Origin of the sequence: Bradyrhizobium sp. PMVTL-01 (genome assembly GCF_051861855.1) — a bacterium.
GTDB lineage: Bacteria > Pseudomonadota > Alphaproteobacteria > Rhizobiales > Xanthobacteraceae > Bradyrhizobium.
The window spans coordinates 4,154,553-4,180,067 of record NZ_CP193982.1; the positions used below are offsets into that span (position 1 = coordinate 4,154,553).

23 protein-coding genes are annotated in these 25,515 nt (G+C 64.3%); 20 read left to right on the forward strand and 3 right to left on the reverse strand.

The window, feature by feature from the left end; translation table 11 throughout:
* From ACRQ5Q_RS20040 to ACRQ5Q_RS20120, 17 genes are all read left to right on the forward strand, one after another.
* On the forward strand, positions 1-639 hold the full coding sequence (locus tag ACRQ5Q_RS20040; RefSeq protein WP_439368433.1) for an NADH-quinone oxidoreductase subunit J: 639 nt from the start codon (positions 1-3) through the stop codon (positions 637-639).
* Complete coding sequence (gene nuoK / locus ACRQ5Q_RS20045; RefSeq protein WP_008547737.1) at positions 636-944, forward strand: NADH-quinone oxidoreductase subunit NuoK; 309 nt, start codon at positions 636-638, stop codon at positions 942-944. The genes ACRQ5Q_RS20040 and nuoK overlap by 4 nt, the downstream gene beginning before the upstream one ends.
* Before the next feature lie 8 nt (positions 945-952).
* The gene (nuoL, locus tag ACRQ5Q_RS20050; protein WP_439399601.1) at positions 953-3,058 is read left to right on the forward strand and encodes an NADH-quinone oxidoreductase subunit L; all 2,106 of its coding nucleotides are present in this window, start codon (positions 953-955) and stop codon (positions 3,056-3,058) included.
* Positions 3,059-4,567 carry an NADH-quinone oxidoreductase subunit M gene (locus ACRQ5Q_RS20055; protein ID WP_439368431.1) on the forward strand — a complete coding sequence of 503 codons (1,509 nt, stop codon included), beginning with the start codon at positions 3,059-3,061 and terminating at the stop codon, positions 4,565-4,567.
* Between the two features lie 22 nt (positions 4,568-4,589).
* Positions 4,590-6,026: an NADH-quinone oxidoreductase subunit NuoN gene (gene nuoN / locus ACRQ5Q_RS20060; RefSeq protein WP_439399603.1), complete on the forward strand. Its 1,437-nt coding sequence runs from the start codon at positions 4,590-4,592 to the stop codon at positions 6,024-6,026.
* 1 nt (position 6,027) lies between these two features.
* Positions 6,028-6,834, forward strand: a complete 807-nt coding sequence (locus tag ACRQ5Q_RS20065; RefSeq protein ID WP_439399605.1) for a biotin--[acetyl-CoA-carboxylase] ligase — start codon at positions 6,028-6,030, stop codon at positions 6,832-6,834.
* Entirely contained in the window at positions 6,834-8,504 is a 1,671-nt protein-coding gene (locus ACRQ5Q_RS20070) for a ribonuclease J (RefSeq protein WP_439399607.1), read from the forward strand. Before ACRQ5Q_RS20065 ends, ACRQ5Q_RS20070 begins: the two co-directional genes overlap by 1 nt.
* 43 nt (positions 8,505-8,547) lie before the next feature.
* Complete coding sequence (gene mce / locus ACRQ5Q_RS20075) at positions 8,548-8,952, forward strand: methylmalonyl-CoA epimerase (RefSeq protein ID WP_439368427.1); 405 nt, start codon at positions 8,548-8,550, stop codon at positions 8,950-8,952.
* Between the two features lie 6 nt (positions 8,953-8,958).
* Complete coding sequence (locus ACRQ5Q_RS20080) at positions 8,959-9,234, forward strand: DUF1467 family protein (protein WP_439368426.1); 276 nt, start codon at positions 8,959-8,961, stop codon at positions 9,232-9,234.
* 203 nt (positions 9,235-9,437) lie between these two features.
* Positions 9,438-9,785 carry a hypothetical protein gene (locus ACRQ5Q_RS20085; RefSeq protein ID WP_439368425.1) on the forward strand — a complete coding sequence of 116 codons (348 nt, stop codon included), beginning with the start codon at positions 9,438-9,440 and terminating at the stop codon, positions 9,783-9,785.
* Between the two features lie 70 nt (positions 9,786-9,855).
* Complete coding sequence (mtnK, locus tag ACRQ5Q_RS20090; protein ID WP_439399609.1) at positions 9,856-11,151, forward strand: S-methyl-5-thioribose kinase; 1,296 nt, start codon at positions 9,856-9,858, stop codon at positions 11,149-11,151.
* Between the two features lie 375 nt (positions 11,152-11,526).
* Positions 11,527-13,113, forward strand: coding sequence for an ABC transporter substrate-binding protein (locus ACRQ5Q_RS20095; protein ID WP_439399611.1), 1,587 nt, complete (start codon positions 11,527-11,529; stop codon positions 13,111-13,113).
* Between the two features lie 54 nt (positions 13,114-13,167).
* Positions 13,168-14,091, forward strand: coding sequence for an ABC transporter permease (locus ACRQ5Q_RS20100; protein WP_439368421.1), 924 nt, complete (start codon positions 13,168-13,170; stop codon positions 14,089-14,091).
* Positions 14,088-14,909 (forward strand): ABC transporter permease, encoded by an 822-nt coding sequence (locus ACRQ5Q_RS20105; RefSeq protein WP_439368420.1) that lies wholly within the window; start codon positions 14,088-14,090, stop codon positions 14,907-14,909. The genes ACRQ5Q_RS20100 and ACRQ5Q_RS20105 overlap by 4 nt, the downstream gene beginning before the upstream one ends.
* The gene (locus ACRQ5Q_RS20110; RefSeq protein ID WP_439399613.1) at positions 14,906-15,886 is read left to right on the forward strand and encodes an ABC transporter ATP-binding protein; all 981 of its coding nucleotides are present in this window, start codon (positions 14,906-14,908) and stop codon (positions 15,884-15,886) included. The genes ACRQ5Q_RS20105 and ACRQ5Q_RS20110 overlap by 4 nt, the downstream gene beginning before the upstream one ends.
* The gene (locus ACRQ5Q_RS20115; RefSeq protein ID WP_439399615.1) at positions 15,879-16,919 is read left to right on the forward strand and encodes an ABC transporter ATP-binding protein; all 1,041 of its coding nucleotides are present in this window, start codon (positions 15,879-15,881) and stop codon (positions 16,917-16,919) included. The genes ACRQ5Q_RS20110 and ACRQ5Q_RS20115 overlap by 8 nt, the downstream gene beginning before the upstream one ends.
* Positions 16,920-17,130: 211 nt before the next feature.
* On the forward strand, positions 17,131-17,349 hold the full coding sequence (locus ACRQ5Q_RS20120) for a hypothetical protein (protein ID WP_063982993.1): 219 nt from the start codon (positions 17,131-17,133) through the stop codon (positions 17,347-17,349).
* Between the two features lie 430 nt (positions 17,350-17,779).
* Here ACRQ5Q_RS20120 and ACRQ5Q_RS20125 read toward each other — a convergent pair whose 3' ends face one another.
* Genes ACRQ5Q_RS20125 through ACRQ5Q_RS20135 form a run of 3 tightly spaced genes read right to left on the reverse strand, consistent with a single transcriptional unit; the run spans position 17,780 to position 21,367 of the window.
* Complete coding sequence (locus ACRQ5Q_RS20125) at positions 17,780-18,808, reverse strand: ABC transporter permease (RefSeq protein ID WP_439399616.1); 1,029 nt, start codon at positions 18,806-18,808, stop codon at positions 17,780-17,782.
* Between the two features lie 12 nt (positions 18,809-18,820).
* The gene (locus tag ACRQ5Q_RS20130) at positions 18,821-20,323 is read right to left on the reverse strand and encodes a sugar ABC transporter ATP-binding protein (protein ID WP_439399618.1); all 1,503 of its coding nucleotides are present in this window, start codon (positions 20,321-20,323) and stop codon (positions 18,821-18,823) included.
* A gap of 21 nt (positions 20,324-20,344) precedes the next feature.
* The gene (locus tag ACRQ5Q_RS20135; RefSeq protein ID WP_439368414.1) at positions 20,345-21,367 is read right to left on the reverse strand and encodes a sugar ABC transporter substrate-binding protein; all 1,023 of its coding nucleotides are present in this window, start codon (positions 21,365-21,367) and stop codon (positions 20,345-20,347) included.
* Positions 21,368-22,014: 647 nt separating this feature from the next.
* On the opposite strand from ACRQ5Q_RS20135, the gene ACRQ5Q_RS20140 reads away from it, so the two are divergent.
* The 3 genes from ACRQ5Q_RS20140 (at position 22,015) to ACRQ5Q_RS20150 (ending at position 25,505) form a co-directional block, all read left to right on the forward strand.
* Positions 22,015-22,389, forward strand: a complete 375-nt coding sequence (locus ACRQ5Q_RS20140) for a DUF2946 domain-containing protein (RefSeq protein WP_439399620.1) — start codon at positions 22,015-22,017, stop codon at positions 22,387-22,389.
* Positions 22,390-22,473: 84 nt separating this feature from the next.
* On the forward strand, positions 22,474-24,951 hold the full coding sequence (locus ACRQ5Q_RS20145) for a TonB-dependent receptor (protein WP_439399622.1): 2,478 nt from the start codon (positions 22,474-22,476) through the stop codon (positions 24,949-24,951).
* A gap of 38 nt (positions 24,952-24,989) precedes the next feature.
* On the forward strand, positions 24,990-25,505 hold the full coding sequence (locus ACRQ5Q_RS20150; protein ID WP_439399624.1) for a copper chaperone PCu(A)C: 516 nt from the start codon (positions 24,990-24,992) through the stop codon (positions 25,503-25,505).
* Positions 25,506-25,515 lie beyond the last annotated feature (10 nt).

Sequence of the window (25,515 nt, forward strand, 5' to 3'; positions counted from 1 at the left end):
ATGATCCTTCCCGCGCTGTTCTTCTATCTCTTCGCAGGCGTCTGCGTGGCCTCCGCCGTGATGGTGATTGTCTCGCGCAATCCCGTGCACTCCGTGCTGTACCTGATCCTGGCCTTCGTCAACGCCTCCGGCCTGTTCGTGCTGATGGGCGCCGAGTTCCTCGGCATGATGCTGATCGTCGTCTATGTCGGCGCGGTCGCGGTGCTGTTCCTGTTCGTGATCATGATGCTCGACGTCGACTTCCTCGAGCTGCGCGAGGGCTTCATCGAGTACCTGCCGGTCGGTCTCGTGATCGGCGGCGTCTTCATGTTCGAGCTGCTGCTCACCGTCGGCTTCTGGGTCATCAACCCCGGTGTCGCCAAGACGATCACGGCGGCGATCCCGGCCAATGTCAGCAACACCGAAGCGCTCGGCCTCGTGCTCTATACGAAGTACATCCACTACTTCCAGCTCGCGGGCATGGTGCTGCTGGTCGCCATGATCGGCGCCATCGTGCTGACGCTGCGCCACAAGGCGAGCGTGAAGCGGCAGGACATCAACGTTCAGAACGCGCGCACGCCCGAGATGGCGATGGCGATGCGCAAGGTGGCGCCGGGGCAGGGACTCCAGGATGCCGATGCTGCGGAGTGGGTGAAATGACGATCGGGCTCGGACATTACCTGGCGGTCGGCGCGATCCTGTTCACGCTCGGGATCCTCGGCATCTTCCTGAACCGCAAGAACATCATCGTCATCCTGATGTCGATCGAGCTGATCCTGCTCTCGGTCAACATCAACCTCGTCGCGTTCTCGACCTTCCTCGGCGACATCGTCGGCCAGGTCTTCGCGCTGCTGGTGCTGACGGTCGCGGCCGCCGAAGCCGCGATCGGTCTCGCCATCCTGGTGGTCTATTTCCGCAACCGCGGCTCGATCGCGGTTGAGGACGTCAATCTGATGAAGGGCTGAGCTCTCAAATGGTTCAGGCGATCGTTTTCCTGCCCCTGCTGGGCGCCATTCTGGCCGGCCTGATCTCGCTGGTCGGCGCGCATGCCCGCAACCCCTCGGGTGACGAGGTCGAGCATCACGGCGACCATGGTCACGGCGCGCACGCCCATGCGTCCGATAAGATCAACGAGGATGCGTCCGTCATCCACGAGACCCATCATGAGCCCGGCGACGGCCATGACGATCACGGTCACGGTCCAACTGAGCCGGCCGCGGCGGGCTCGCGCGCGGCGGAGCTGATCACCACCGGGTTGCTGTTCGTCTCGGCCGCGCTGTCCTGGATGACGCTGGTCGACGTCGGCTTCATGCACCACGATGCCCGCATCCAGCTGTTGCCTTTCATCTTTTCCGGCGATCTCCAGGTCTGGTGGGCGCTGCGCGTCGACACGCTCACCGCTGTGATGCTGGTGGTGGTGACGACCGTGTCCTCGCTCGTGCACCTCTATTCCATCGGCTACATGGACGAGGATCCGTACCGGCCGCGCTTCTTCGGCTATCTCAGCCTGTTCACCTTCGCCATGCTGATGCTGGTGACGGCGGACAATCTGGTCCAGCTGTTCTTCGGCTGGGAAGGCGTGGGTCTGGCGAGCTACCTCTTGATCGGCTTCTGGTACCAGAAGCCCTCGGCGAATGCGGCCGCCATCAAGGCGTTCGTCGTCAACCGCGTCGGCGACTTCGGCTTCGCGCTCGGCATCTTCGCGATCTTCATGCTGGCCGGCTCGACCGATTTCGAGACCATCTTCCATGCCGCGCCCGGCCTCACCGGCAAGACCATCAACTTCCTCGGCTGGCATGCCGACGCGCTGACCCTGACCTGTCTGCTCCTCTTCATGGGCGCGATGGGCAAGTCGGCGCAGTTCCTGCTGCACACCTGGTTGCCGGACGCGATGGAAGGCCCGACGCCGGTGTCGGCGCTGATCCACGCCGCGACCATGGTCACCGCGGGCGTGTTCATGGTGGCGCGCCTGTCGCCGCTGTTCGAGCTCGCCCCGACCGCCCAGGCCGTGGTGATGTTCATCGGTGCCACCACGGCGTTCTTCGCGGCGACCATCGGCCTCGTCCAGAACGACATCAAGCGCATCGTCGCCTACTCGACTTGTTCGCAGCTCGGCTACATGTTCGTCGCGATGGGAGCAGGGGCCTACTCGGTCGGCATGTTCCACCTGTTCACGCACGCCTTCTTCAAGGCGCTGTTGTTCTTGGGCTCCGGCTCGGTGATCTACGCGATGCACCACGAGCAGGACATCCGCAACATGGGCGGCCTCTGGAAGAAGATCCCCTACACCTATGCGGTGATGGTGGTCGGCACGCTGGCGCTGACCGGCTTCCCGCTCACCGCCGGCTACTTCTCCAAGGACGCGATCATCGAGTCCGCCTACGCCTCGCACAATCCGTTCGCGGTGTACGGCTTCCTGATGACGGTCATCGCCGCCGGCCTGACCTCGTTCTACTCCTGGCGCCTGATCTTCAAGACCTTCCACGGCGAGCCGCATGACGAGCATCATTATGAGGCCGCGCATGAGGCTCCGCTCTGGATCCTGATCCCGATCGGGGTGCTCGCGGTCGGCTCGTTTGTCGCGGGCCTGCCGTTCAAGGAGCTGTTCGCCGGCCACGGCGTCGAGGAGTTCTTCCGCGAGTCCGTGAAGATGAACCCGCACATCATCGAGGAGATGCACCACATCCCCGAGCACATCGCCTTCCTGCCGACGGTGATGATGGTGCTGGGCTTCCTCGTCTCGTACCTGTTCTACATCAGCCGGCCCTACATCCCCGTTCGGCTCGCTCAAGAGCAGCCGATGCTGTACCAGTTCCTGCTCAACAAATGGTACTTCGACGAGCTCTACGACGTCATCTTCGTCCGTCCGGCGAAGTGGATCGGCTATCAGCTCTGGAAGAAGGGCGACGGCTTCATCATCGACGGCTTCGGGCCCGACGGCGTCTCCGCGCGCGTGCTGGACGTCACCCGCAACGTCGTGAAGATCCAGACCGGCTATCTCTATCATTACGCATTCGCCATGCTGATCGGTGCCGCCGGCCTGATCACCTGGTTCATGTTCGGCTTTGGAGGCCAGTAAATGACAACCTGGCCCATTCTCTCGGTCACGACGTTCCTGCCGGCGGTCGGCGCGCTGATCGTTTATCTGAGCCGCGGCGATGACGAGGCGGCCAAGCGCAATTCGCGCTGGATCGCGCTCTGGACCACGCTGATCACCTTCGCGGTGTCGGTGATCCTGGTCATGCGCTTCGACCCCAACAGCGCCGACTTCCAGTTCGTCGAGAAGGCGAACTGGCTCGCCACCGGCATCACCTACCACATGGGTGTCGACGGCATCTCGCTGCCGCTCGTGATCCTCACCACCGCCGTGATGCCGTTCTGCATCATCGCGAGCTGGAAGGCGATCACCAACCGCGTCCGCGAATACATGATGGCGTTCCTGATCCTGGAAACGCTGATGGTCGGCACCTTCTCGGCGCTCGATCTCGTGCTGTTCTACCTGTTTTTCGAAGGCGGCCTGATCCCGATGTTCCTGATCATCGGCGTCTGGGGCGGTCCGCGCCGGGTCTACGCCTCGTTCAAGTTCTTCCTCTACACGCTGCTCGGCTCGGTCCTGATGCTGCTCGCCATCATGGCGCTGTACTGGAACGGCGGCACCACTGACATTCCGACCCTGATGCACACCGCGGTGCCGCGGTCCTTGCAGACCTGGGCGTGGCTTGCCTTCTTCGCCTCCTTCGCGGTGAAGATGCCGATGTGGCCGGTGCACACCTGGCTGCCCGATGCGCACGTCGAGGCACCGACCGCGGGCTCGGTGGTCCTCGCCGCGATCCTGCTGAAAATGGGCGGCTACGGCTTCCTGCGCTTCTCGCTGCCGATGTTCCCGCTGGCCTCGCACGACTTCGCGCCGCTGATCTTCACGCTCTCGGCCATCGCCATCATCTACACCTCGCTGGTGGCGTTGATGCAGGAGGACATGAAGAAGCTGATCGCCTACTCGTCGGTGGCGCATATGGGCTTCGTCACCATGGGCATCTTTGCCGGCACCATGCAGGGCGTCGCCGGCGGCATGTTCCAGATGATCTCGCACGGCATCGTCTCCGGCGCGCTGTTCCTCTGCGTCGGCGTCGTCTACGACCGCCTGCACACCCGCGAGATCGCGGCCTATGGCGGCCTCGTCAACCGGATGCCGCTCTACGCGATGACCTTCATGGTCTTCACCATGGCCAATGTCGGTCTGCCCGGAACGAGCGGCTTCGTCGGCGAATTCATGACGCTGCTCGGCACCTTCAAGGTGTCGATCCCGACCGCGTTCTTCGCCACCTTCGGCGTGATCCTCTCGGCGTGCTACGCGCTGTGGCTCTACCGCAAGGTCGTGTTCGGGGCGCTGGTCAAGCCGTCGCTGATGAGCATGAAGGACCTCACCGTGCGCGAATGCGTGACGCTGTTCCCGATGATCGCGCTGACGATCCTGTTCGGCGTCTGGCCGAAGCCGGTGCTCGACATGTCGGCCGCCTCGGTCCAGCAACTCGTCAACAATTACAACACCGCCGTGACGGCCGTGAAGGCCGCCGCACTGCTCCAATGATCGGGCAGGTCAGGATATCGCCATGAGCTTTTCGACTGCAGGTTATCAACTGGCGCCGGTGCTGCCCGAGCTCGTGCTCGCGGTCGGCGCCATGGCGCTTCTGATGCTCGGTGCCTATCGCGGGCAGGGAACGACCAGGACGGTGACGTCCCTGGCAGTGCTGCTCCTGATCCTGGTCGGCGTGCTCGAATATCTCCAGCCGGCGGGGAAGACCGTGACCTTCGGCGGCAGCTTCATCGTCGACGACTTCGCCCGCTTCATGAAGATCCTGGCCCTGATCGGCTCGGCGGTGACGCTGGTGCTGTCGACCGAGTTCCTCTCCGACCCCTCGCGCCGCATCTTCGAATACGCCATCCTGGTGCTGCTCTCGACCCTCGGCATGATGGTGCTGATCTCGGCCGGCGACCTGATCTCTCTCTATCTCGGCCTCGAACTGATGTCGCTGGCGCTCTACGTCGTGGCGGCCTCAAACCGTGACAACGCCAAGTCGACCGAAGCCGGCCTGAAGTATTTCGTCCTGGGCGCGCTGTCCTCGGGCATGCTGCTCTACGGCTCTTCGCTGGTTTACGGCTTCACCGGCACGGTCAGCTTCACCGGCATCGCCGCGGCTGCGACCGTCTCGAACATCGGCCTCATCTTCGGCCTGGTCTTCCTGCTCGCCGGTCTCTGCTTCAAGGTCTCGGCCGTGCCGTTCCACATGTGGACGCCTGACGTGTATGAGGGCGCACCGACCCCGGTCACCGCCTTCTTCGCTTCGGCACCGAAGGTGGCCGCGCTCGCCGTCTTCACCCGCGTCACGCTGACCGCATTCCCCGGCATCGTCTCGCAGTGGCAGCAGATCCTGGTGTTCGTGGCGATCGCCTCGATGGCGCTCGGCTCCTTCGCCGCGATCGGCCAGAGCAACATCAAGCGCCTGATGGCGTACTCCTCGATCGGCCACATGGGCTTCGCCCTGGTCGGCCTTGCCTCCGGCACGGTCGAGGGCGCACAGGGCGTGCTGATGTACATCGTGATCTATGTCGCGATGACGCTCGGCTCGTTCTCGATCATCCTCGCCATGAAGCGCAACGGCCAGGCCGTCGAGCAGATCAGCGATTTCGCCGGCCTGTCGCGCACCAACCCGCTGCTCGCCTTCATGTTCGCGATGCTGCTGTTCTCGCTCGCCGGCATCCCGCCGCTCGCCGGCTTCTTCGCGAAGTGGTACGTCTTCGTCGCCGCCATCAAGGCGAACCTGTTCACGCTCGCCGTCATCGGCGTGCTGACCAGCGTCGTCGGCGCGTACTACTATCTCGCCATCGTCAAGGCGATGTATTTCGACGAGCCCGCCGGCCAGGTCGATCCGGTTCGCGTCGAGGTGAAGACGGTGCTGGCGGTTGCGGGCCTGTTCAACATCCTTTTCGCGCTGTTCGCGGGGCCGGTGGTGAGCGTCGCCTCGGCCGCGGCAAAGTCGCTGTTCTAGGATGGGGTTCGCGCTCGGTCCTCGCGCACAGGCCGCGGGCTACAAGCTCGCGGCTTTCGAGCGGACCGGCTCGACCAACACCGACGCCATCGAGCACGCGCGGGCCGGCGAGCGCGGCCCGATGTGGTTCGTCACGTCAGAGCAGACCGCCGGTCGCGGCCGGCGCCAGCGCGCCTGGATCGCCCCAAAGGGCAATCTCGCCGCCAGCGTCCTCGAAGTCCTGGACATCGCGCCCGCGGTTGCCGCCACCATCGGGTTTGCGGCGGGGCTGGCGGAAGAGGCTGCGCTGGAGAAGGTCAGCCTCGAGGCCGCGCTGCGGCTCGGCGAGGGCCGGCCCCGCTACGCCCTGAAATGGCCGAATGACGTCCTCGCCGACGGCAAGAAGCTCGTCGGCATTGGCCTCGAGGCAGAGGCCGTCGGCGATCATCTTGCCATCGTCGTCGGCATCGGCACCAACGTCGTCGCCGCGCCGGAGGGCACGCCGACGCCAGCCGTGTCGCTGGCCGCACTCGGCGTCCAGATCGGCGCGGAGGAGCTGTTTGCGGCCCTGTCGGACGCATGGGTCGAGTTCCGTGGCATTTGGGACAATGGCCGCGGCTTCGCCGATATTCGTAAACTGTGGCTGATGCGCGCCGCCGGCCTCGGCGAGAAAGTCGCGATCCATACGGGAACGACGACACTGGAAGGCATTTTCGACACCATCGATGACACCGGCTGCCTGATCGTCCGCACCGTGGACGGCCAGCGCGTTCCTGTGGCGGCGGGCGAGGTGTTCTTCGGCCCGGTCCGCTCGGTGGGAGCTGCGTGATGGCAAAGCCGGACGAACTGGTGTTTGCGCCGCTCGGCGGCGTCGGCGAGATCGGCATGAACCTGTCGATCTACGGCCTCGGCAACCGCCAGCAGCGCGCCTGGCTCGCGGTCGATCTCGGCGTCTCCTTCGGCGACGAGGAGCATCTGCCCGGTATCGACCTGATCATGCCCGACATCAGCTTCCTGGAGAAGGAACGCAAGAACCTGATGGGCCTCGTGCTGACGCACGCCCATGAGGATCATTTCGGCGCCATCATCGATCTCTGGCCGAAGCTGAAATGCCCGATCTATGCGACCAGGTTCAGCGCCGCGCTGTTCGAGGCCAAATGCGCCGCCGAGCGCAATGCGCCCGAGATCCCGGTGACCGTGGTCCCATCAGGCGGCCGGGTCGATGTCGGCCCGTTCAACGTCGAGTTCATTCCCGTCGCGCATTCGATTCCCGAAGCGCACGCGCTGGCGATCCACACTGAGGTCGGCATCGTGCTGCACACCGGCGACTGGAAGATCGATCCGACCCCGACGCTGGGGGCACCGACAGACGAGAAGCGGCTGCGCGAGCTCGGCGAGGAGGGCGTGCTCGCTTTGATCGGCGATTCCACCAACGCCGTGCGCGACGGCCGCTCGCCCTCGGAGGCCGAGGTCGCCAAGACCATCATCGAGCTCGTCAGATCGGCCAAGGGTCGCGTCGCGGTCACGACCTTCGCCTCGAACGTCGCCCGCGTCAAAGCCGTGGCCGACGCCGCCAGGGCGGCGGACCGCGAGGTCATCGTGGTCGGCCGCGCCATGGAGCGCGTGGTGCAGGTCGCGCGCGAGACCGGCTATCTCGACGGCGTGCAGAACTTCCGCTCGCCCGAGGTCTACGGCCACCTGCCGCACGACAAGGTGCTGGCGCTCTGCACCGGCAGCCAGGGCGAGCCGCGCGCCGCGCTGGCCCGCATTGCCAATGACGACCATCCTGAAATCACGCTCAACCGCGGCGACAGCGTCATCTTCTCCTCGCGCACGATTCCGGGCAACGAGAAGGCGGTCGGCTCGATCATCAACAATCTGGTGCTCCAGGGCGTCGAAATCATCACCGACCGCGACGCGCTCGTCCACGTCTCCGGCCATCCGCGCCGCGACGAGCTGCGCGACCTGATCTCTTGGGTGAGGCCGCAGCTGCTGATCCCGGTCCATGGCGAGGCTCTGCATCTGCACGAGCACGCGAAGCTCGCGCGCGCCGTCGGCGTGTTGCGCGTGCTGGTCTGCCGCAACGGCGACCTCGTCAAGCTCGGCCCCGGCGATCCCGGCATCGTCGGCGAGGTGCCCTCGGGCCGGCTCTACAAGGACGGCACGATCCTGGAGGACTCGAAGTCCCGTGCCGTGGTCGAGCGCCGCCGCATGGCCTTCTCCGGCTGTGCGTTCGTCGCCATCGCCATGACTGCGCAGGGCGAGCTTGCCGACGAGCCCGAGCTCGATCTCGTCGGCATCCCCGAGAAGAACAGGGCAGGCGAGACTTTTGACGACCTGGTCTTCGATGCCGTCATGTCCACGATCGAGGGGCTACCGCGGGCGCGCCGGCGGGATCCGGATGCATTGGCCGAGTCGGTGCGACGCGCCGTCCGGGCCGTCATCAACGAACATTGGGGCAAAAAGCCCCCCTGTCTGGTACACGTCCTGACGGTGTAGATGAGGCGTGGTCTTGCGGATCACGCCCTGAGGGAGAAGAAGCATGCTGGGTCGCCTCAACCACGTCGCGATCGCGACCAAGGACGCCGTCAAGGCGGCAAAGATCTACGGCGCGGCATTCGGCGCCCAGATTTCCGAGGCCGTGCCGCTGCCCGAGCACGGCGTCACCACCGTGTTCGCGACACTGCCCAACACCAAGATCGAGTTCATCGAGCCGCTCGGCGAGGCATCGCCGATCGCAAAATTCATCGAGCGCAATCCCGACGGCGGCATCCACCATGTCTGCTACGAGGTCGTCGACATCATTGTCTCGCGCGACACGCTGGTGAAGGAGGGCGCCCGGGTGCTCGGCGACGGCGTGCCGAAGATCGGCGCCCATGGCAAGCCGGTGCTGTTCCTGCACCCGAAGGATTTTTCCGGCGCCCTCGTCGAGATCGAGCAGGCTTAAGGCCCCATGGCCATCCAGATCTCGACCGCCCTTGCGATCTACTTCGTCATCTGGTGGATCGCGCTGTTCCTGACTCTGCCGTTCGGCGTGCGCAGCCAGCACGAGGACGGCGTCGGTGCTCCCGGCACCGACCCCGGCGCGCCGATCCTGACGCGGATGGGCCGCAAGCTGATCTGGACCACGATCATCTCGGCCGTCATCTACGGCGTCGGCCTGGCGGCCTACCATGCCGGCTATCTCTCGATCGAACGCCTGTCGAAAATGATGGGCATGCCGTTTTAGGTTTCTTCGTGCGGCGCATCCTCCGAGACGCCCGCTTTGCGGGCTCCTCAGGATGAGGGCGGAGTGCGCGGCAACAGTTTCAACGGGCTCCGATGTCCGTTAGCCTCCTGGGGGACCGCGAAGCGGTCGTCTCGAGGCGTGGGCTTGCTTCGTTGCGTCACTCGCCTAGATTTTTGCGCTTGTTTCATTGTTCGGGGGCATCAATGACTTTTCAGAGGATCGTCGTCGCGCTTCTGGTGCTGATTGTGGCCGGGATCAGTGCCATCGGCTATCTCGAATGGAAGATCGCCGTTCAGGCCCGGACGCTGAAGGCGTTCGTCGAGGGCTATGTCTTCAACGAGGCGGTGATGGCCTGCGAGCAGGCCAAGAGCTCGACGCCGTTCAAGTGGAACGGCGGCAAGAGCACCTCGGTGATCGGGCTGAACTCGGTCAAGCCGGACAAATACAACGTCGTCGCCAGCTACACGCTGGTGGCGGATAGCGTCTATTGCGATTACGATCCGATCAAAAGAAAGGCCGAGATCGGCTCGAGCTTCCTGGAGCGGGAGTAACGATCCGGCCCATGCCAAGTGCATGATCCGGACTTCCGAAGATCATGCTCAAATGAGGGGTGGGATCGTCATGACCGGGGACCGGGCAGGGGACTATCGGATTCTGCATGAGGCGGCCTTGCGCGACTATCTCGCGGGCCTTCCGGACCTGAAGGCGCCGCTCGGCGGCGATCCTGCGTCCTGGGTGATCACCGAGGTCGGTGACGGCAATCTCAATCTCGTTTTCATCGTCAAGGGCGCGCACGGCGGCATCGCGGTGAAGCAGGCGCTTCCTTACGTCCGCCTCGTCGGCGAGAGCTGGCCGCTGCCGTTGTCGCGGGCCCATTACGAATATCTCGCGCTGTCCCGGCAGGCCCAGCTCGCTCCCGGCCTCGTGCCGGCCCTGATGCATCACAACGAAAAGCTGGCGCTGACGGTGATGGAGCTGCTCGAGCCCCACATCATCATGCGCAGGGGCCTGGTCGCGGGAACGCAGTACCCGCGCTTCGTGGACGACATCACCACCTTCATGGCGCGCACGCTGTTCTTCACCTCCGACCTCGCACTCTCTGCGGCCGAGAAGAAGGACGGCATCGCCGCTTTCGCCGGCAACCACGCGCTCTGCAAGATCACCGAAGATTTGATCTTTACCGATCCCTACCGCATTGCCGAACAGAACCGCTGGACGGCACCGTATCTCGATGCTCTGGCCGCGGAGCTGCGCGACGATCTGGAGCTGCATGTCGCCATCTCCCGGCTGAAGCTGAAGTTCATGGCGAGCCCCGAGGCCATGATCCACGGCGACCTGCACACCGGCTCGATCATGGTGACGGACGGCCAGACGCGGGTGATCGACCCCGAATTCGCATTCTACGGCCCGATGGGGTTCGACGTCGGCGCGGTACTGGCCAATCTGCTGATGGCTTATTTCGCCTCCGCCGGCCACGAGCGCGCGCCGGGCGAGCGGGCCGCGTTCGAGGGCTGGGTGCTGGAGGCGGTCGAGCAGGTCTGGACCGGGTTCGCCGGCAAATTCCTCGACCTCTGGCGCGCCGGCGCGGCCGGTGACGCCTATCCGCCCTCGCTCTTTCCGGGCGAGAAGGGCGCCGCGCGGCTGGAGGCCGAGCGGCAGGCCACCATGCAGCGCCTGTTCACTGATGCGATCGGCTTCGCCGCAGCCAAGATCATCCGCCGCATCTTCGGCCTCGCCCACAACATCGATTTCGAGCTGATCGAGGACCCCAGGCAGCGGGCGATCACCGAAGCCCGCGCCGTGCGGCTGGCGCGCACGATGATGGTGGAGACGGGGACATTTCGGACGATCGCTGACGTCACAGGCGCCGCACGAAAACTGCGCGACTGGATGCCGGAGCTGTCAAACAAGGCGTAGCGCGAGCTGTGCCTCCAGGCTCCGTCATTGCGAGTGTAGCGAATCAATCCAGAATCTTTCGGCGGCGGCACTCTGGACTGCTTCGTCGCAAGGGCTCCTCGCAATGACGGTGGAGAGAGCTGCGCTCGCAATGACGAGGCGAGAGGCCGGCGCCGGCGCGTCAATAGAGATGCATCGGCAGCAGGAAACCGTTTGAGCCGCAGCCGAGCCCAGCCTCACTGACCGCGGCCCGCCACGTTGACCTTTCCCCCGAGGTCCTGTCGAAAGACTGCCTCAGGAACCGGCGTCGATTGCCACCAAAAGGAAGCTTGCTTTCGACAGGCGACGAATGATCAAATCTGTTGCGGAACAAACCTGCTTGTTGGGGGACTCACGATGTTCAGGATGATTGCGATCGTCGCCGGGTTGGGACTGGCGCTCGCCGGATCAGTGGAGGCCCAGACGCCGCGCAAGGGGGGAACCATCCGGATGACGGCGCCCTACGGCTCCAGCTTCACGAGCCTCGACATTCATACCACCCAGCGCGCCCAGGACGAGATCTACGCCAAGGCGCTGCACCGCTCGCTCTACATCTGGAATTCCGCGGAAGGAAAGCCGGTCCTGGAACTCGCCAAGGAGGACGTCGTCTCCGGTGGGGGCCTCGTTCACACCTTCAAGCTGCGCGACGACGCCTATTTCCACAATGGCCGCAGGATGATCGCCGACGACGTCATCTGGTCCTACAACCGCATCATGGATGGCGCCAAGGCCTATCCCGGCGCGCGCTATGTCCGCGTGATCGAGGGGGCCGCCGCCGTGGAGAAGGGCCAGGCCAAGGATATTTCCGGCCTGAAGAAGATCGACGACTTCACCATCGAGATGAAGCTGACCGAGAAGGTCGATCCCGGTTTCTATTTCTTCACCGCACTGACCTCGATCTATCCCGCCGACGAGGCCGCCAAGGAGAGCTTCATCCAGAAACCGATCGGACTCGGCCCCTTCAAGTTCGTCGAGCACGTGCCGGGATCGCGCGTCGTCCTGGAGCGGTGGGACCGGTTCTACAAGCCCGGCAAGCCCTACGCCGACAAGGTCATCGTGTCCGTCATGGGCGAGGCCGCGGCACGCGATGTCGCCTTCCGCAACAAGGAGATCGATACCTCGGTGCTGGGACCTGCGCAGTATGTCGCCTACCAGTCCGACGCCGACCTCAAGGGCACCATCGTCGAGGTCGCCGAGGTCTTCACGCGCTACATGGGGATGAACACCTCGTTCAAGCCGTTCGCCGACAAGCGCGTCCGGCAGGCGATCAACTATGCGATCGATACCGACCTGATCATCAACAAGCTGGTCAAGGGCAAGGCCTATCGCGCCACCAGCTGGCTGCCGCTGACTTCGCCGCTCTACGATAAGACCATGAAGCCGTACGGTTACGACCCCGCCAAGGCCAAGCAACTGCTGACAGAGGCGGGCTATCCCAACGGCTTCGAATTCGAATGGACCACCAGCCAGAACGAGAGCTGGGGCCTGCCGATCGTCACGGCCGTGATCCCGATGCTGGACAAGGTCGGCATCAAGGCGAAGGTCAAGCAGGTCGAGACAGCGGTGCTGGCGGAGGTGGTTCGCACCGGCGACTATCAGGCCTTCATCTATTCCCAGCAGACCGGACCGGATCCCCAGGCCGCGTTGAAATGCTTCCACTCGGCGACGCCGCAATCGGCCTGCAATTACATGAACTACAAGAACGCCGACTTCGACAAGTTGATGGACGAGGCCGGACAGGCCGACGACGTCGCCGAGCGCGGCCAGCTGCTGCGGAAGGCCAATGCGCTCCTCTACGAAGAGGCGCCGGTCTGGTTCTTCAACTACAACAAGGCGGTCATGGCCGTGCAGCCCTGGCTCCACGGAGTTCAGTTGAACGCGACGGAGCTGACCCACCAGAACGTCGAAGACCTCTGGGTCGACGAGACCTCGCCCGCGAAGTGACACGCGCGCTCCCTCCAGCGCCACGGGCGAGGGAGGGAGCGGGGAAAAGTTGAGATGCTCGCGTTTCTGATCCGTCGCCTCCTGCAGACCATTCCGACCGTGCTCGCCGTCGTGCTGCTGGTCTTCGTCCTGTTCAGCGTTGTTCCCGGCAGCATCGTCTCGACCATGAGCGACGACAGCGATCCGCAGGTCGAGCTGCGCATGAAGAAGCAGCTCGGCCTCGACCAGCCCGTCTACATGCGCTTCGGCGCCTATGTCGCGAGGCTCGCGACCGGTGATCTCGGGGCCTCGTTCCGGACGCGTGAGCCGGTGACGATCATGATCGCCAAGCGGGCATGGCCGACACTGCAACTGATCTTCGCCTCCATGGCGTTTGCGGTCCTGCTCGGCGTGCCGCTCGGCTTCGTCGCGGCCTTGCGGCCGGGCAGCCTCGTCGACACCGTCTCGATGGTCCTGGCGGTGTCCGGCCTGTCATTGGCCAAATTCTGGCTCGGACTGCTGTTGATGTACCTGTTTGCGTTGAAGCTCGGGTGGCTGCCGAGCTTCGGCTATGGCGACGGCGGCCTCAAATATCTGATCCTGCCGGCCGTGACGCTCGGCGTCTCGCCGATGGCGCTGCTGGCGCGCACGACGCGCGCCGCGGTCCTGGAGATCATGACCGCCGACTTCGTCCGCACGGCGCGCTCGAAGGGCATGAGCGAGACCCGGGTCGTGAAGTGGCACGTGATGCGCAATGCACTCGTCCTCATCCTCACCACCATGGGCCTGCAGTTCGGCGCGCTGATGGGGCAGGCGGTCGTGGTCGAGAAACTGTTCTCCTGGCCCGGCATCGGCTCGCTGCTCGTGGACAGCGTCCTGCAGCGCGACATTCCCGCCGTCCAGGGCTCCATTCTCGTGGTGGTGCTGTTCTTTCTCGCGATCAATCTGCTGATCGACGTGCTCTACGGCGTGATCGATCCCAGGATTAGATACGCATGAAGCTCCGCGCCAATCTCGTCATCGGCGGGTCGTTGTTCGCGCTCGCGATCATGGTCGGCCTGCTCGCGCCCTGGCTGGCGCACACCGATCCCGTCATGGACGCCAATCTGATGAACGCGGAGGAGCCTCCGAGCTGGACCTGGTGGTTCGGCACCGACGGGCAGGGCCGCGACATCTATTCCCGCGTCCTGTACGGCGCGCGCGTCTCGCTGACGGTCGGCATCGTCTCCCAGCTCATCAACAGCGTCATCGGCGTGGCGCTGGGCCTGAGCGCCGGCTATTTTGGCGGCTGGTGGGACGATGTCGTCAACGCCCTGACCAATCTGATGCTCGCGATCCCCTCGCTGATCTTCGCGCTCGCCATCATGGCGGTGCTCGGCCCCGGCCTCACCAGCCTGTTGATCGCACTTGGGCTGACCAACTGGTCCTTCACCTGCCGCCTCGCACGCGCCTCCGCGCTGTCGCTACGGAACCAGGGCTATGTGCAGGCGGCAACCGTGCTCGGCTACGGCGATCTGCGCATCATGATCACGCAGCTGCTGCCGAACATGTTAGGGCCGATCGTCGTCATCGGCACGCTGGGCATGGGCAGCGCGGTCCTGTCCGAAGCCGCGTTGTCGTTCCTTGGCCTCGGCGTCCGCCCGCCTTTCCCGAGCTGGGGCAGCATGCTGTCCGAGGCTCGCGACCAGATCACCACGGCGCCTTGGCTCTCGCTGTTTCCGGGCCTTGCGATTTTCCTGACGGTGCTCGGCCTCAATTTGCTCGGTGACGGCCTGCGCGACATCCTCGATCCCCATTCCCGGAGCCGGCGGACATGACGGCCTCCCCGCTGATCGAGGTCGAGGATCTCCGCATCGATCTCGATGACGGATCGCGGCGCGTTGCGGCGGCCGAAGGCGTTTCGTTCCGCATCGATCGCGGCGAGACGTTTGGCCTTGTCGGCGAGTCCGGCTGCGGCAAGAGCATCACGGCGCTCGCCTTGATCGGCCTGCTGCGGTCGCCTTTGTCGATCGGCGGCGGTGTCATCCGGTTCGAGGGACGGGAGATCCAGAACCTTTCCGCCGCCGGGCGGCGGGAGCTGCGCGGCAACCGCATCGCCATGATCTTCCAGGAGCCCATGACGGCGCTGAACCCGGTCTCTCCCGTGGGCCGGCAGATCGCCGAGATGTTCGTGCTGCACAAGGGCAAGAGCTGGCGGGAAGCCAACCAGCTGGCTGTCGAGGCGCTGGCGAGCGTCCGCGTGCCCGCGCCGGAGCGTCGCGTCAACGACTATCCGCATCAGCTGTCCGGCGGCATGCGCCAGCGCGTCATGATCGCCATCGCGCTGGCCTGCGGTCCGGATCTCCTGATCGCGGACGAGCCGACCACCGCGCTCGACGTCACCGTGCAGGCCGAAATCATAGAGCTGATGCGGAATCTGTGTGCCGAGCGGGGAACGGCGATCCTGATGATCAGCCACGATCTCGGCCTCGTCGCCAATGTCTGTCGCCGCGTCGCCGTCATGTATGCCGGCCGCATCGTCGAGGAGCGTGGCTCGGCCGATATCTTCCGTGCGCCGTCGCACCCCTATACGGAGGGCCTCGTCGCTTCGCTGCCGCGGCTGGGCAGCCGCGCCGCGCTTGGCCGTACCCGGCTCAAGGAAATCGCGGGCGTCGTCCCGGCGATCACCGGTTTTCCGGACGGCTGCCGGTTCAATCCGCGCTGCGCGCGGGCGACCGACATCTGCCGGGCGGTCGCGCCTCAGACGGATGTCCTCGAGGCCGGCGGTTTCGTCAGGTGTTACCACCATGCATGAGCCGCAGCGGAAGCCGGACGACGATCTCATCGTCAGGGTCGAGGATCTCGCGGTTCATTTTCCGCTCGGCGGCGGCTTGTTCGGTCGCGAGCGGCGGCTGCTCCGTGCGGTCGACGGCGTCGATCTCAGCTTGAGGCGAGGGGAGTGCCTCGGCCTCGTCGGCGAGTCCGGCTCGGGCAAGTCGACGGTCGCCCTGTCGATCCTTGGCCTGTTGAAGCCGACGCGCGGCCGGGTCGTGGTGGACGGGCGGGAGGTCGTGACGGACAGCCGGTCCGCCGATCGCAAGGCCCTGGCGCGTACAGTGCAGATCGTGTTTCAGGATCCTTACGCCTCGCTCAATCCGCGCCAGACCGTGCGCCGCACGCTCGAGGATCCCCTGCGTGTGCATGGCGTGACCGCGAAGAGCGAGATCGAGGACCGCGTCGCGACCATGCTCAAGCATGTGGGCCTGCGCCCCGAGCAGGCCGACCGCTACCCGCATGAATTCTCCGGCGGCCAGCGCCAGCGCATCGGCATCGCGCGCGCGCTGATCCTCAATCCCAAAATCGTCATCTGCGACGAGCCGGTCTCGGCGCTCGACGTCTCGATCCGCGCCCAGATCATCAATCTGCTGCTGGAACTGAAGGACACGCTCGGCCTGTCCTACATCATGATCAGCCACGACCTCGGCGTCGTCGAGCACATGAGCGACCGCGTCGCGGTGATGTATCTCGGCCGCATCGTCGAGAATGGCGACTGGCGCGAGATCTTCGAGCGCCCCGCGCACCCCTATACGCAAGCCCTGATTTCCACGATCCCCGATCCGCTGCGCCATGCACCCCTGGCGACCACAGGCGGCGACCTTCCCAACCCGCTCAATCCGCCGAATGGCTGCGCCTTCAGCCCGCGCTGCCGTTATGCTGTGGACGCGTGCCGCCACGAGCCAGGGCCGTTGCTGGAGACGCGAGCCGACGGGCATGCGGTGCGATGCTGGCGGGCGGACGAGATTGCGGGACGGACGCAATTGGCTTCGACCGAGGGCGGGCATCGTTAAGGATGGAAGGCGCGTCCGTCGCGGACAAGAGCGACGCTCTATTCTAGTGGCCCGCCAGTCACTTTCGGTTGCCCTGACGGGCGGACGATTTTTTGAGCCCGCCCATGGGCAATCGCGTGGGGTTGATCCTTGGCGAGGTCCATTCGCGTACCGCCCCATTTTCATGTGTGCTACTACGTTCGCCAGCAAAATGTAGCAGGAAAGGCAGATCATGACTGACGATCAGGTCAATCTCGTCGTTCAGCACCTTTGCGAGCAATTGCACTTGGCGCTCCGATTGAAGGGCAGCGAAGCACATCCGCCAAACGCCAAGGATATCGGATTCGATCCGGCCTCCGTGCGAACCGTATTGCTGACCGGCTTGCGTTCGGCGGGTGTCACGACCCACCACGAGGCGGTCGGGAAGAGCGAAGAGCCGCCGTGGTCCTGAACACAAGACGCGGGAAAGAAGCCTCGCGCCAATGTCTCAGTTGGGTCAGCCGCAGACAAATCCACTACAGCGTCCATGGGTCCGTTAAGGGCTCAAAAGCGGAAGTCGGCTCTTGGCTGAATGAAAGAGGCCGCCAACTGAGGCGGCCTTACTCCTGCCGCCACATCGTCATTGCGAGCGCAGCGAAGCAATCCAGAATCCCTCCGCGGAAAGACTCTGGATTGCTTCGCTACGCTCGCAATGACCGTGGATGGACCGGCCTTTTCGAGCCGGCTGCCGATGATGACATCCTACCCCTGTTTTGCCCGACGCGTCGCAATTTTTTGGTGCAGTCGCGCTCGCGCCATGGCGGGCTCGGTAAACGGCTGAACTCCCACACAGTTTCTACTGTGCATGGGGTTGTTTTCGCACTTTATGTTTCGAGCGCCGTCTACTCCGCCGCTTTTTCCCTCAAGCGCTGGGCGTAGACGTTGATGATCAGCGCGGCCAGCAGGATCAGCCCGCGGATCAGGATCTTCAAAAAGCTGTCGATGTTGACGTGGTCGAGGCCGTTGTTGAGCACGCCGAGCACGAACAGCCCGACGATGGTGTTGCCGATGCCGCCGCGGCCGCCGAACAGGCTGGTGCCGCCGACGACGACGGCAGCGATGGAGTCGAGCAGGTACGTGTCGAACTCGTTCTGCTGCGCGCTGCCGAAATGGGCAACACCGAGCATGCCGCCGATGCCGGAGCAGACCGCGGAGATCACCATCACCGCACCCAGGATGAGCTTGACGTTGAGGCCGGAATATTCGGCTGCCTCGCGATTGCCGCCGACCATGTAGACGTAACGGCCGAAGCGCGTGTAGGTCAGCACGAGGTGCCCACCGAGCAGCATGATGGCGGCGACGATGACGATCCACGGGATGCCGCCGATCGATCCCGAGCCGAGCGTCGTGATCAGGCCCGGGACCTTGTAGGCGATCTGGCCGCGCACCAGCAGCGCCGAGATGCCGGCCGCGATCTGCATCATCGCCAGCGTCATGATGAAGGAGGGAATGCCGATCACGGTCAGTCCCAGCGCATTGACGAGGCCGAGCAGGGCGCAAAGCAGGATGGACAGGATGATCGCGACCGCGCCTGGCAGGGGAATGTTGGCGATGTTGACGTAGGATTCCTGCAGCGTGAAATAGGCGACCGCGATGCCGGTGACGTTGGCAATGCTCGCGATCGACAGGTCGATCTCGGCGCAGAGGATCACGAAGGTGAGGCCGACGGCGATGATGCCTGTCACCGACACCTGGGTCAGGATATTGCCGAGGTTGTCGAGCGTCGCGAAGGAGGGGCTGGCGAAGGCGAAGAAGGCGGAGAGAAAGATCAGCGTCAGGAACGGCGCGATGTTGCGCATCTGCGAGCGCAGGAAGGGCGCAAGGCCTCGCGCGCGTCGCCCGGTCGCGAAAGCCGTCTCACTGCTCGCCATTGTGCTTCTCCGTCACGCCGCTTCCAGCAGGCGATCCTTGCTGACCGGCTCGTTCTTGAACTCCCGCACCAATGCGCCGCGCTTGAGCACGAGGATGCGGTCGGCCAGCGACAGCACCGTTTCCGGCTCGGTCGACAGCACGATGATCGCGAGCCCCCTGGCGCGGAGGTCGCGGACGATGTTGATGACGTCGTTCTTGGCGCCGACGTCCATGCCGCGGGTCGGCTCGCACAACACGAGCAGTTTTGGCGGGTAGGTCAGCCATTTTGCCAGCGCGACCTTCTGCTGGTTGCCGCCGGAGAGCATGCCGAGGTCGAGGCCGACGACGGGCGGCCTGATCTGCAACTGCTCGACCTGCCGCTTCGCGATGTCGCGCTCCTGTGCCGGCTTGAGCAGCAGGGAGGAGATGCGGTCGAGAATGCTGATCGAGATGTTCTTGTAGACCGGCTCCTGGTGAAACAGCATGTCGCGCCGGCTCTCCGGCACCAGCGCCACGCCGGCGCGCCGCGCCGCCGCCGTGCTGGCGAAGGTCTTTGGCGTACCCTCGACCGCCAGCGTTCCGCTGTCCGGCCTTAGCTTGCCGAACAGGATGCGCGAGAGCTCCTGCTGGCCGCAGCCCATGAAGCCGTAGATGCCGAGCACCTCGCCGGCGCGCGCCTCGAAGGAGACGTCCTTCAGGCTGCGTGAGAGCGAGAGCTGGTCAGCCTTCAGGACCACTGCACTATCGCTCGGCTGGGGCAGCATCAGATCGTCGGAGTAGCTGTGCTCGATCGCCTCGCCGCCGCGGCCGATCATGGCCTCGATCAGCGCGCCCTTGCTGGTCGCCGCGCTCGCGGTCTCCGCGACCTTCCGCCCGTTGCGGAACACGGTCACGGTGTCGGACACAAGCAGGATGTCCTCGATGAAATGCGAGATGAAGACGATGGCGGTGCCTTCCTCGCGCAGCCGCCTGAGCGTCGTGAACAGGCGTTCGACCTCGGGCGGGGAGAGGGCGGAGGTCGGCTCGTCCAGGATGACGATGCGCGCGCCGGAGAACAGCACGCGCGCGATCTCGATAAGCTGCTGCAGCCCGATCGGGAGATCGCCGAGCCGGGTCATCGGATCGACGTCGATGCCGAAACGGGCGAGCTGCTCGCCGGCCTCGCGCGCCATCCGCCGCCATTGCACGAGGCCGAGGGCGTTGGTCGGCTGGTTGCCGAGGAAGACGTTCTCGGCGACCGTGAGATCGGGGGCGACGGAGAGCTCCTGATGCACCATCGCGATGCCGGACGCATGCGCATCGCGGGCCGAACGAAAATGCGTCTCCTTGCCGTCGATCAGGAAACGGCCGGAGAACTCGGTGTGCACGCCGGCGATGATCTTCATCAGGGTGCTTTTGCCGGCGCCGTTCTCGCCGACGAGACCGTGGATCTCGCCGGGAAGAAGCGCGAAGTCAACACCACGAAGCGCTTCGACGCCGCCGAAGCTCTTCGTGATGCCCTGCAGTTCCAGGATGGGCGAACGCACCTCAGGCATGAAAGATCAGATCTTGGAGACTCAGATCAGGAAGTGATCCTGCATCCACTGCATCCCGGCGGCGTTGGCCTTGGTCACCACGGGGCCGTCCGTGACGACGTTCTTGGGAATGCCCTGTCCGCTCTTCTCGCCGCCGACCACGGCGGAGACGCCTGCGATGATGGCGCCGCCGTGGATGCGGCAGGACGGATTGCGCACGGTTGCGAACATGCGGCCTTCGCTCACCGCCTGGATCGCGGGCGGCATGGCGTCGACGCCGCCGATCAGGATGTTGGTGCGGCCCCGCGCCTTCATGATGTTGGCCGCCGCAAGCGCCATGTCGTCATTGTGGAAGAACGCCGCATCGATCTGCGGATATTTCGTGAGGTATGTTTCCCAGAGGCGAGCGGTCTTCGACACGTCCCAGTCGGCCGGCTGGGTGTCGAGCACCTCGATCCCCGGGAACTGCTTGACGACCGAGTTGAAGCCCTTGGCCCGTCCTTGCGCGCCGGTATGTCCGAGCGCACCTTGCGTCATGATGATCTTGCCCTTGCCGCCCATGGCGTTGCACAGCGCCTGCGTCACCGAGGCGCCCATGAACTCGTTGTCGGGGGCAAGGAAGGAGTGGACGTTGATCTGGTCGAGCGGCGCGATCAGCGTGTCCATGTCGATCACGGGCGTGCCGGCGTCGATCATCTTCTGCACCGGCTGGGTGAGGGTGCCGATGCCGAACGCCTGGATCGCGACGAAGTCCCATTTCTGGGACGCCATGTTGTCGATCGCCGCGCGCTGCTTCACCGCATCGAGCTGGCCGTCGAACCAGGTGACTTCGACGTTGAACAGCTTGCCCCAGAATTCCGCCGCCTGCTTGCCTTGCGCGCACCAGGTGGCCTGAAGGCCGGCGTTGGAGAATGCCGCCTTCAGCGGCTTCTCGCTGCGTCCGACTTCGGCGGCCAGTGCTGGATTTATGCCCATGCTGCCGAACAGGGCAGCCCCGGCGCCGGCGGCCGCCGCCGCCTGAAGAAGATCGCGCCTCGTCGTCGAGAAATCTTTCGTCCCGGACATCGCTCGCTCCCATATATCTTGTCGTCGGCGCGTCATTGCCTGCGCGACCGATGTCCGAAAGTCTCTCACAAGAGTTGTTGGCACTCAATCTGCGAGCGGCGTGAGATCAGCGCAGCCCGTGCCGCGATCCCAAACTCTGCTCGATCGGATTGGGGGAAGCATTCATCGGCTTTGAAGCCATGTGGGCAAAAAAAGAGCGGGGCCCTGGCCCCGCTCAAAAATTGTGTCGACCCTATTATCCCCGATCTTAAGATTTGATCTTGATTGACGGGGCGACGCTGCATTTTGCGCGCCAGGGGCTCCTCCCGAGACTTGGACCACCAGGCCTCGACCTCGCGGTCGGCGCCTGAGCAAGAGGATGCTAGATCAACTTTTCTCACTTGTCATCATTTTCGGCAACGATTGTTCAAAATAAGAGCAGCTAACGAAATGATCGGGCTTTTGGCCATCTAACCATATGACATATATGAGAAATCTGTGGATGGGCGGGTTGCCTGGCTGCCTTAATTGGCGGATCCCGCCCCTCGGCGGCGGGTCCCGATCTCAGATTTGAGGAAATTTGCGCGGGACCCAGCCGGCGGCGGAACTGGCCTCGACTCGGGTGCCGGCGCGGTGTTTAGTTAGCGCACGAACAAATGGTTCGGCGGATGCGCGCACGGCTGCAAAAATTCCTACCTCTGGTCCTGCTTGCTTTGGTGATGCAGGTGCTGGCGCCGATTGCCGCTTGTCTCGCGGCAGGGCAAGCCGTGGCCGATCCGCTGTCCGCCGCCGTCATCTGCCATAGCACGGGCGACCAGGGTGGCCTGAACGATCGGACCGGCTCGCCGACTGCGCATGCCGGCACCTGTGCCCTCTGCTGTCTAGCGCAGGCAAACGCTTCGCTCGATTCGCCGCCGCAGACAGCATTCGCCATTCCCCTCCGCTACGCTGAACGCGTGGCGTGGCATCGAGCGGACGCATCCGCTCTTGCAAGCCATCGGGGCTCAAACGCCCGGGCGCGCGCACCCCCGCACTTTTCCTGACCACCCTCGTGATTGCCGCGGTCCGTCCGCTGGCGATCGATGCTGTCGAACAGCCGGGAAGAAAGCCGGCGTCAGGAATACCCCATGTTACGTTGCCATGCCCCTCGCGGCGTGAGCGTCGTCGCCATCCAGGCGGCGCTGCTTGCGTCGTCGAGCGGAGTTTTCGCCCAGAGCGGCGACGCCGTGCTGCCGCCGGTCACCGTCGTTGCGCCCGCCGCCGTGAAGCCGAACCCGCGCAAACCGTCGGTGCAGACGACTGTCGCCCGGAATCGGTCGGCAAAGCCCGCCCCCGTGCGCGCGGCTGCCGTCATCGCGTCCGAGCAGGGGGCTGGCAGCATCCGGCCGTCGCTGGAGCCGCCGGCTGCTGTGACGCGCTATCAATTGCCACAGCGCTCCTTCAGCGTCACGGCAAAGGAGGTCGATGAGACGATCAATCTCAAAGACCCCGAGGATGCCGTCAAATACATGCCGAGCTTGTTCGTCCGGAAGCGCAATGACGGGGACAACAATGCCGTGCTCGCGACGCGAAGCTGGGGCCTCAATTCCAGCTCGCGGACATTGATCTACTACGACGATCTCCTGATCTCGGCGCTGATCGGCAACAACAACACCAATGCCTCGCCGAAGTGGAACTTGATCTCGCCGGAAGCGATTGGTCGGATCGACTACCTCAACGGTGCGTTCGCGGCCGCCTATCCCGGCAACTCGATCGGCGGCGTGCTGCTGATCTCGTCAAGGATGCCCGACAAGCCGTTTGCGGCCGCCAAGGAAACAGTCTCGGTGATGCCGTGGAATCAATACGGCACCAAGGACACCTACGCGGCCAGCCAGACCAGCGCGGCCGCCGGCAATCGCGAGGGCCAGCTGTCCTGGCTCGTCAGCGCCAACTATCTCGACAGCTACCAGCAGCCGCTCACCTATACGACGAGCGGCGGCATCCCGGCTGGTACGACCGGTGCGTTTCCCGCGCTGAACAAGCAGGGCATCCCGGCCAACGTGGTTGGTACCGGCATCCTCGCGCATTCACAGCAGACGTCCGGTAACGTCCGCGTCGCCTATGACCTGACGGCGCAGGTGCAGGCGACCTATTCGTTCGGGATCTGGAACAACCACCAGGTCTCCGATCCCCAGACCTACTTGAGATCCGCTGCGACCAGCGCTCCGACATTTGCGGGCCTGTCGGGATTTGCCACGGGCAAATACGTATGGGACCAAACCCACGTCAGCAATGCCGTCGCGATCAAGAGCGACACCAAGGGCACCTACGATTTCGACCTTTCGGCTTCGAGCTACAACTATCTCCAGGACATCCAGCTCAATCCGTTCACCGTCACGCCAACGGGCGTCGGCTATTCCCAGAACGGGAAGATCACGAGGATGGACGGCACCAACTGGCAGAATGCCGATGCCAGGGGAATCTGGCGGCCGTTCGGTTACGACGGACCGCACGAGGTCAGCTTTGGCCTGCATGGTGATCGTTACCGCCTCGAAAGTCCGGTCTATGCGTCGTCGGTGTGGTATGCGACGGCAGACACCGGGACGGGCACGCTCTATTCGCAAGGGCAAGGTGAGACCCGCACCGGTGCAATCTGGCTTCAGGATGCCTGGAGAATCCTTCCAAATCTGAAGCTCACGCTCGGTGGACGATTCGAGACCTGGCGAGCCCAGGACGGCTTCAATATCAGCACCGCGACGAGCGCTGCCGGCGCGATTACATCGACCGCGGCGGTCCAACAACCGCAACTCGCCTCGACGAATTTTTCACCGAAAGCCTCGCTGTCCTTTGACCCGAACAAGGATTGGAATGTCACGGCAAACTTCGGGCAGGCCTATCGTTACCCGACCGTCATGGAGCTCTATCAGAACCTGACGGTCGGCGGCGTGGCGACGATCGCCAATCCCAACCTCTTGCCCGAGCAGGATCTTACGGGCGAGCTGAACATCGAGCGCACATGGAGCGACGGCCGCGTCCGGTTGACTCTGTTCCGGGAGCACACCGATCATGCGATCATTTCTCAGACCAACCTCGTCACCAACCCGGTCACGAAGGTGCAAACGCCGACGACAGTGATCAGCAACGTTGATGCGATCAGGTTGCAGGGAATCGAGTTGTCCGCCGACAAGGACAATGTTCTGGTCAGCGGTCTACAGCTGTTCGGCAGCGTGACCTATGTCGACTCGCGTATCCTGGCTGACGCGGGCTGGGCGGGATTTGATCCCTTGACGAACCTGCCCACGACCGTGATCGGCAAGCGCGTCCCCTTCGTGCCCGACTGGCGCGCCAAGTTCGGCGTGACCTACCGGCCGAACGACAGCTGGGCCTACACGGTCGCCGCACGTTACAGCGGCAAGCAGTATTCGACGCTGGACAACACCGATCGCGTCTCCCACGTCTATGGTGCGTTCGACAACTTCCTCGTTGTGGACTTGAAGGTGCACTACAACGCGACGAAGAACTTCGCATTCGACTTCGGCATCGATAATCTCTTCGACGAGCAGTATTTCCTGTTCCATCCATTCCCGGGGCGAACCTTCGTTCTCGCCGCCAAGTACACGTTCTGACGGGTGGGGCGATGTTGACGACAAGAAAGGCAAACGACATGAACAAGTTCTCACGCATCTTCGCGCTCGTGGCGCTCTCCGCCGCAATGTTCGCAGCCCCGGTGCGCGCCGAGGACGTCAAGGCTGGCGATCTCGTCATCTCGCAGGCCTGGAGCCGGGCGACGCCGGGCGGCGCCAAGGTCGCGGGCGGCTATCTGACCATCGAGAACAAGGGGACGGCCGCGGACAGACTGGTCAGCGTTTCCGCCGAGATCGCGGGCAAGGCCGAGGTTCACGAGATGGCGATGGACAATGGCGTGATGAAGATGCGTCCGCTCGACAAGGGGCTGGTGATCGATCCCGGCAAGACCGTGAAGCTGGCGCCCGGCGGCAATCATTTGATGCTGCAGGAGCTGAAGGGGCCGTTCAAGCAGGGCGACAAGGTTCCGCTGACGCTTCAGTTCGAGAAGGCCGGCAAGGTCGCCGTGTCTCTCGATGTGCAGGCCGTAGGCGCGCAGGGGCCGGGCGATGGCGGGCAGAAGAAGATGCACGACCATTCGGGAATGAAAATGTGACGAGCATGAT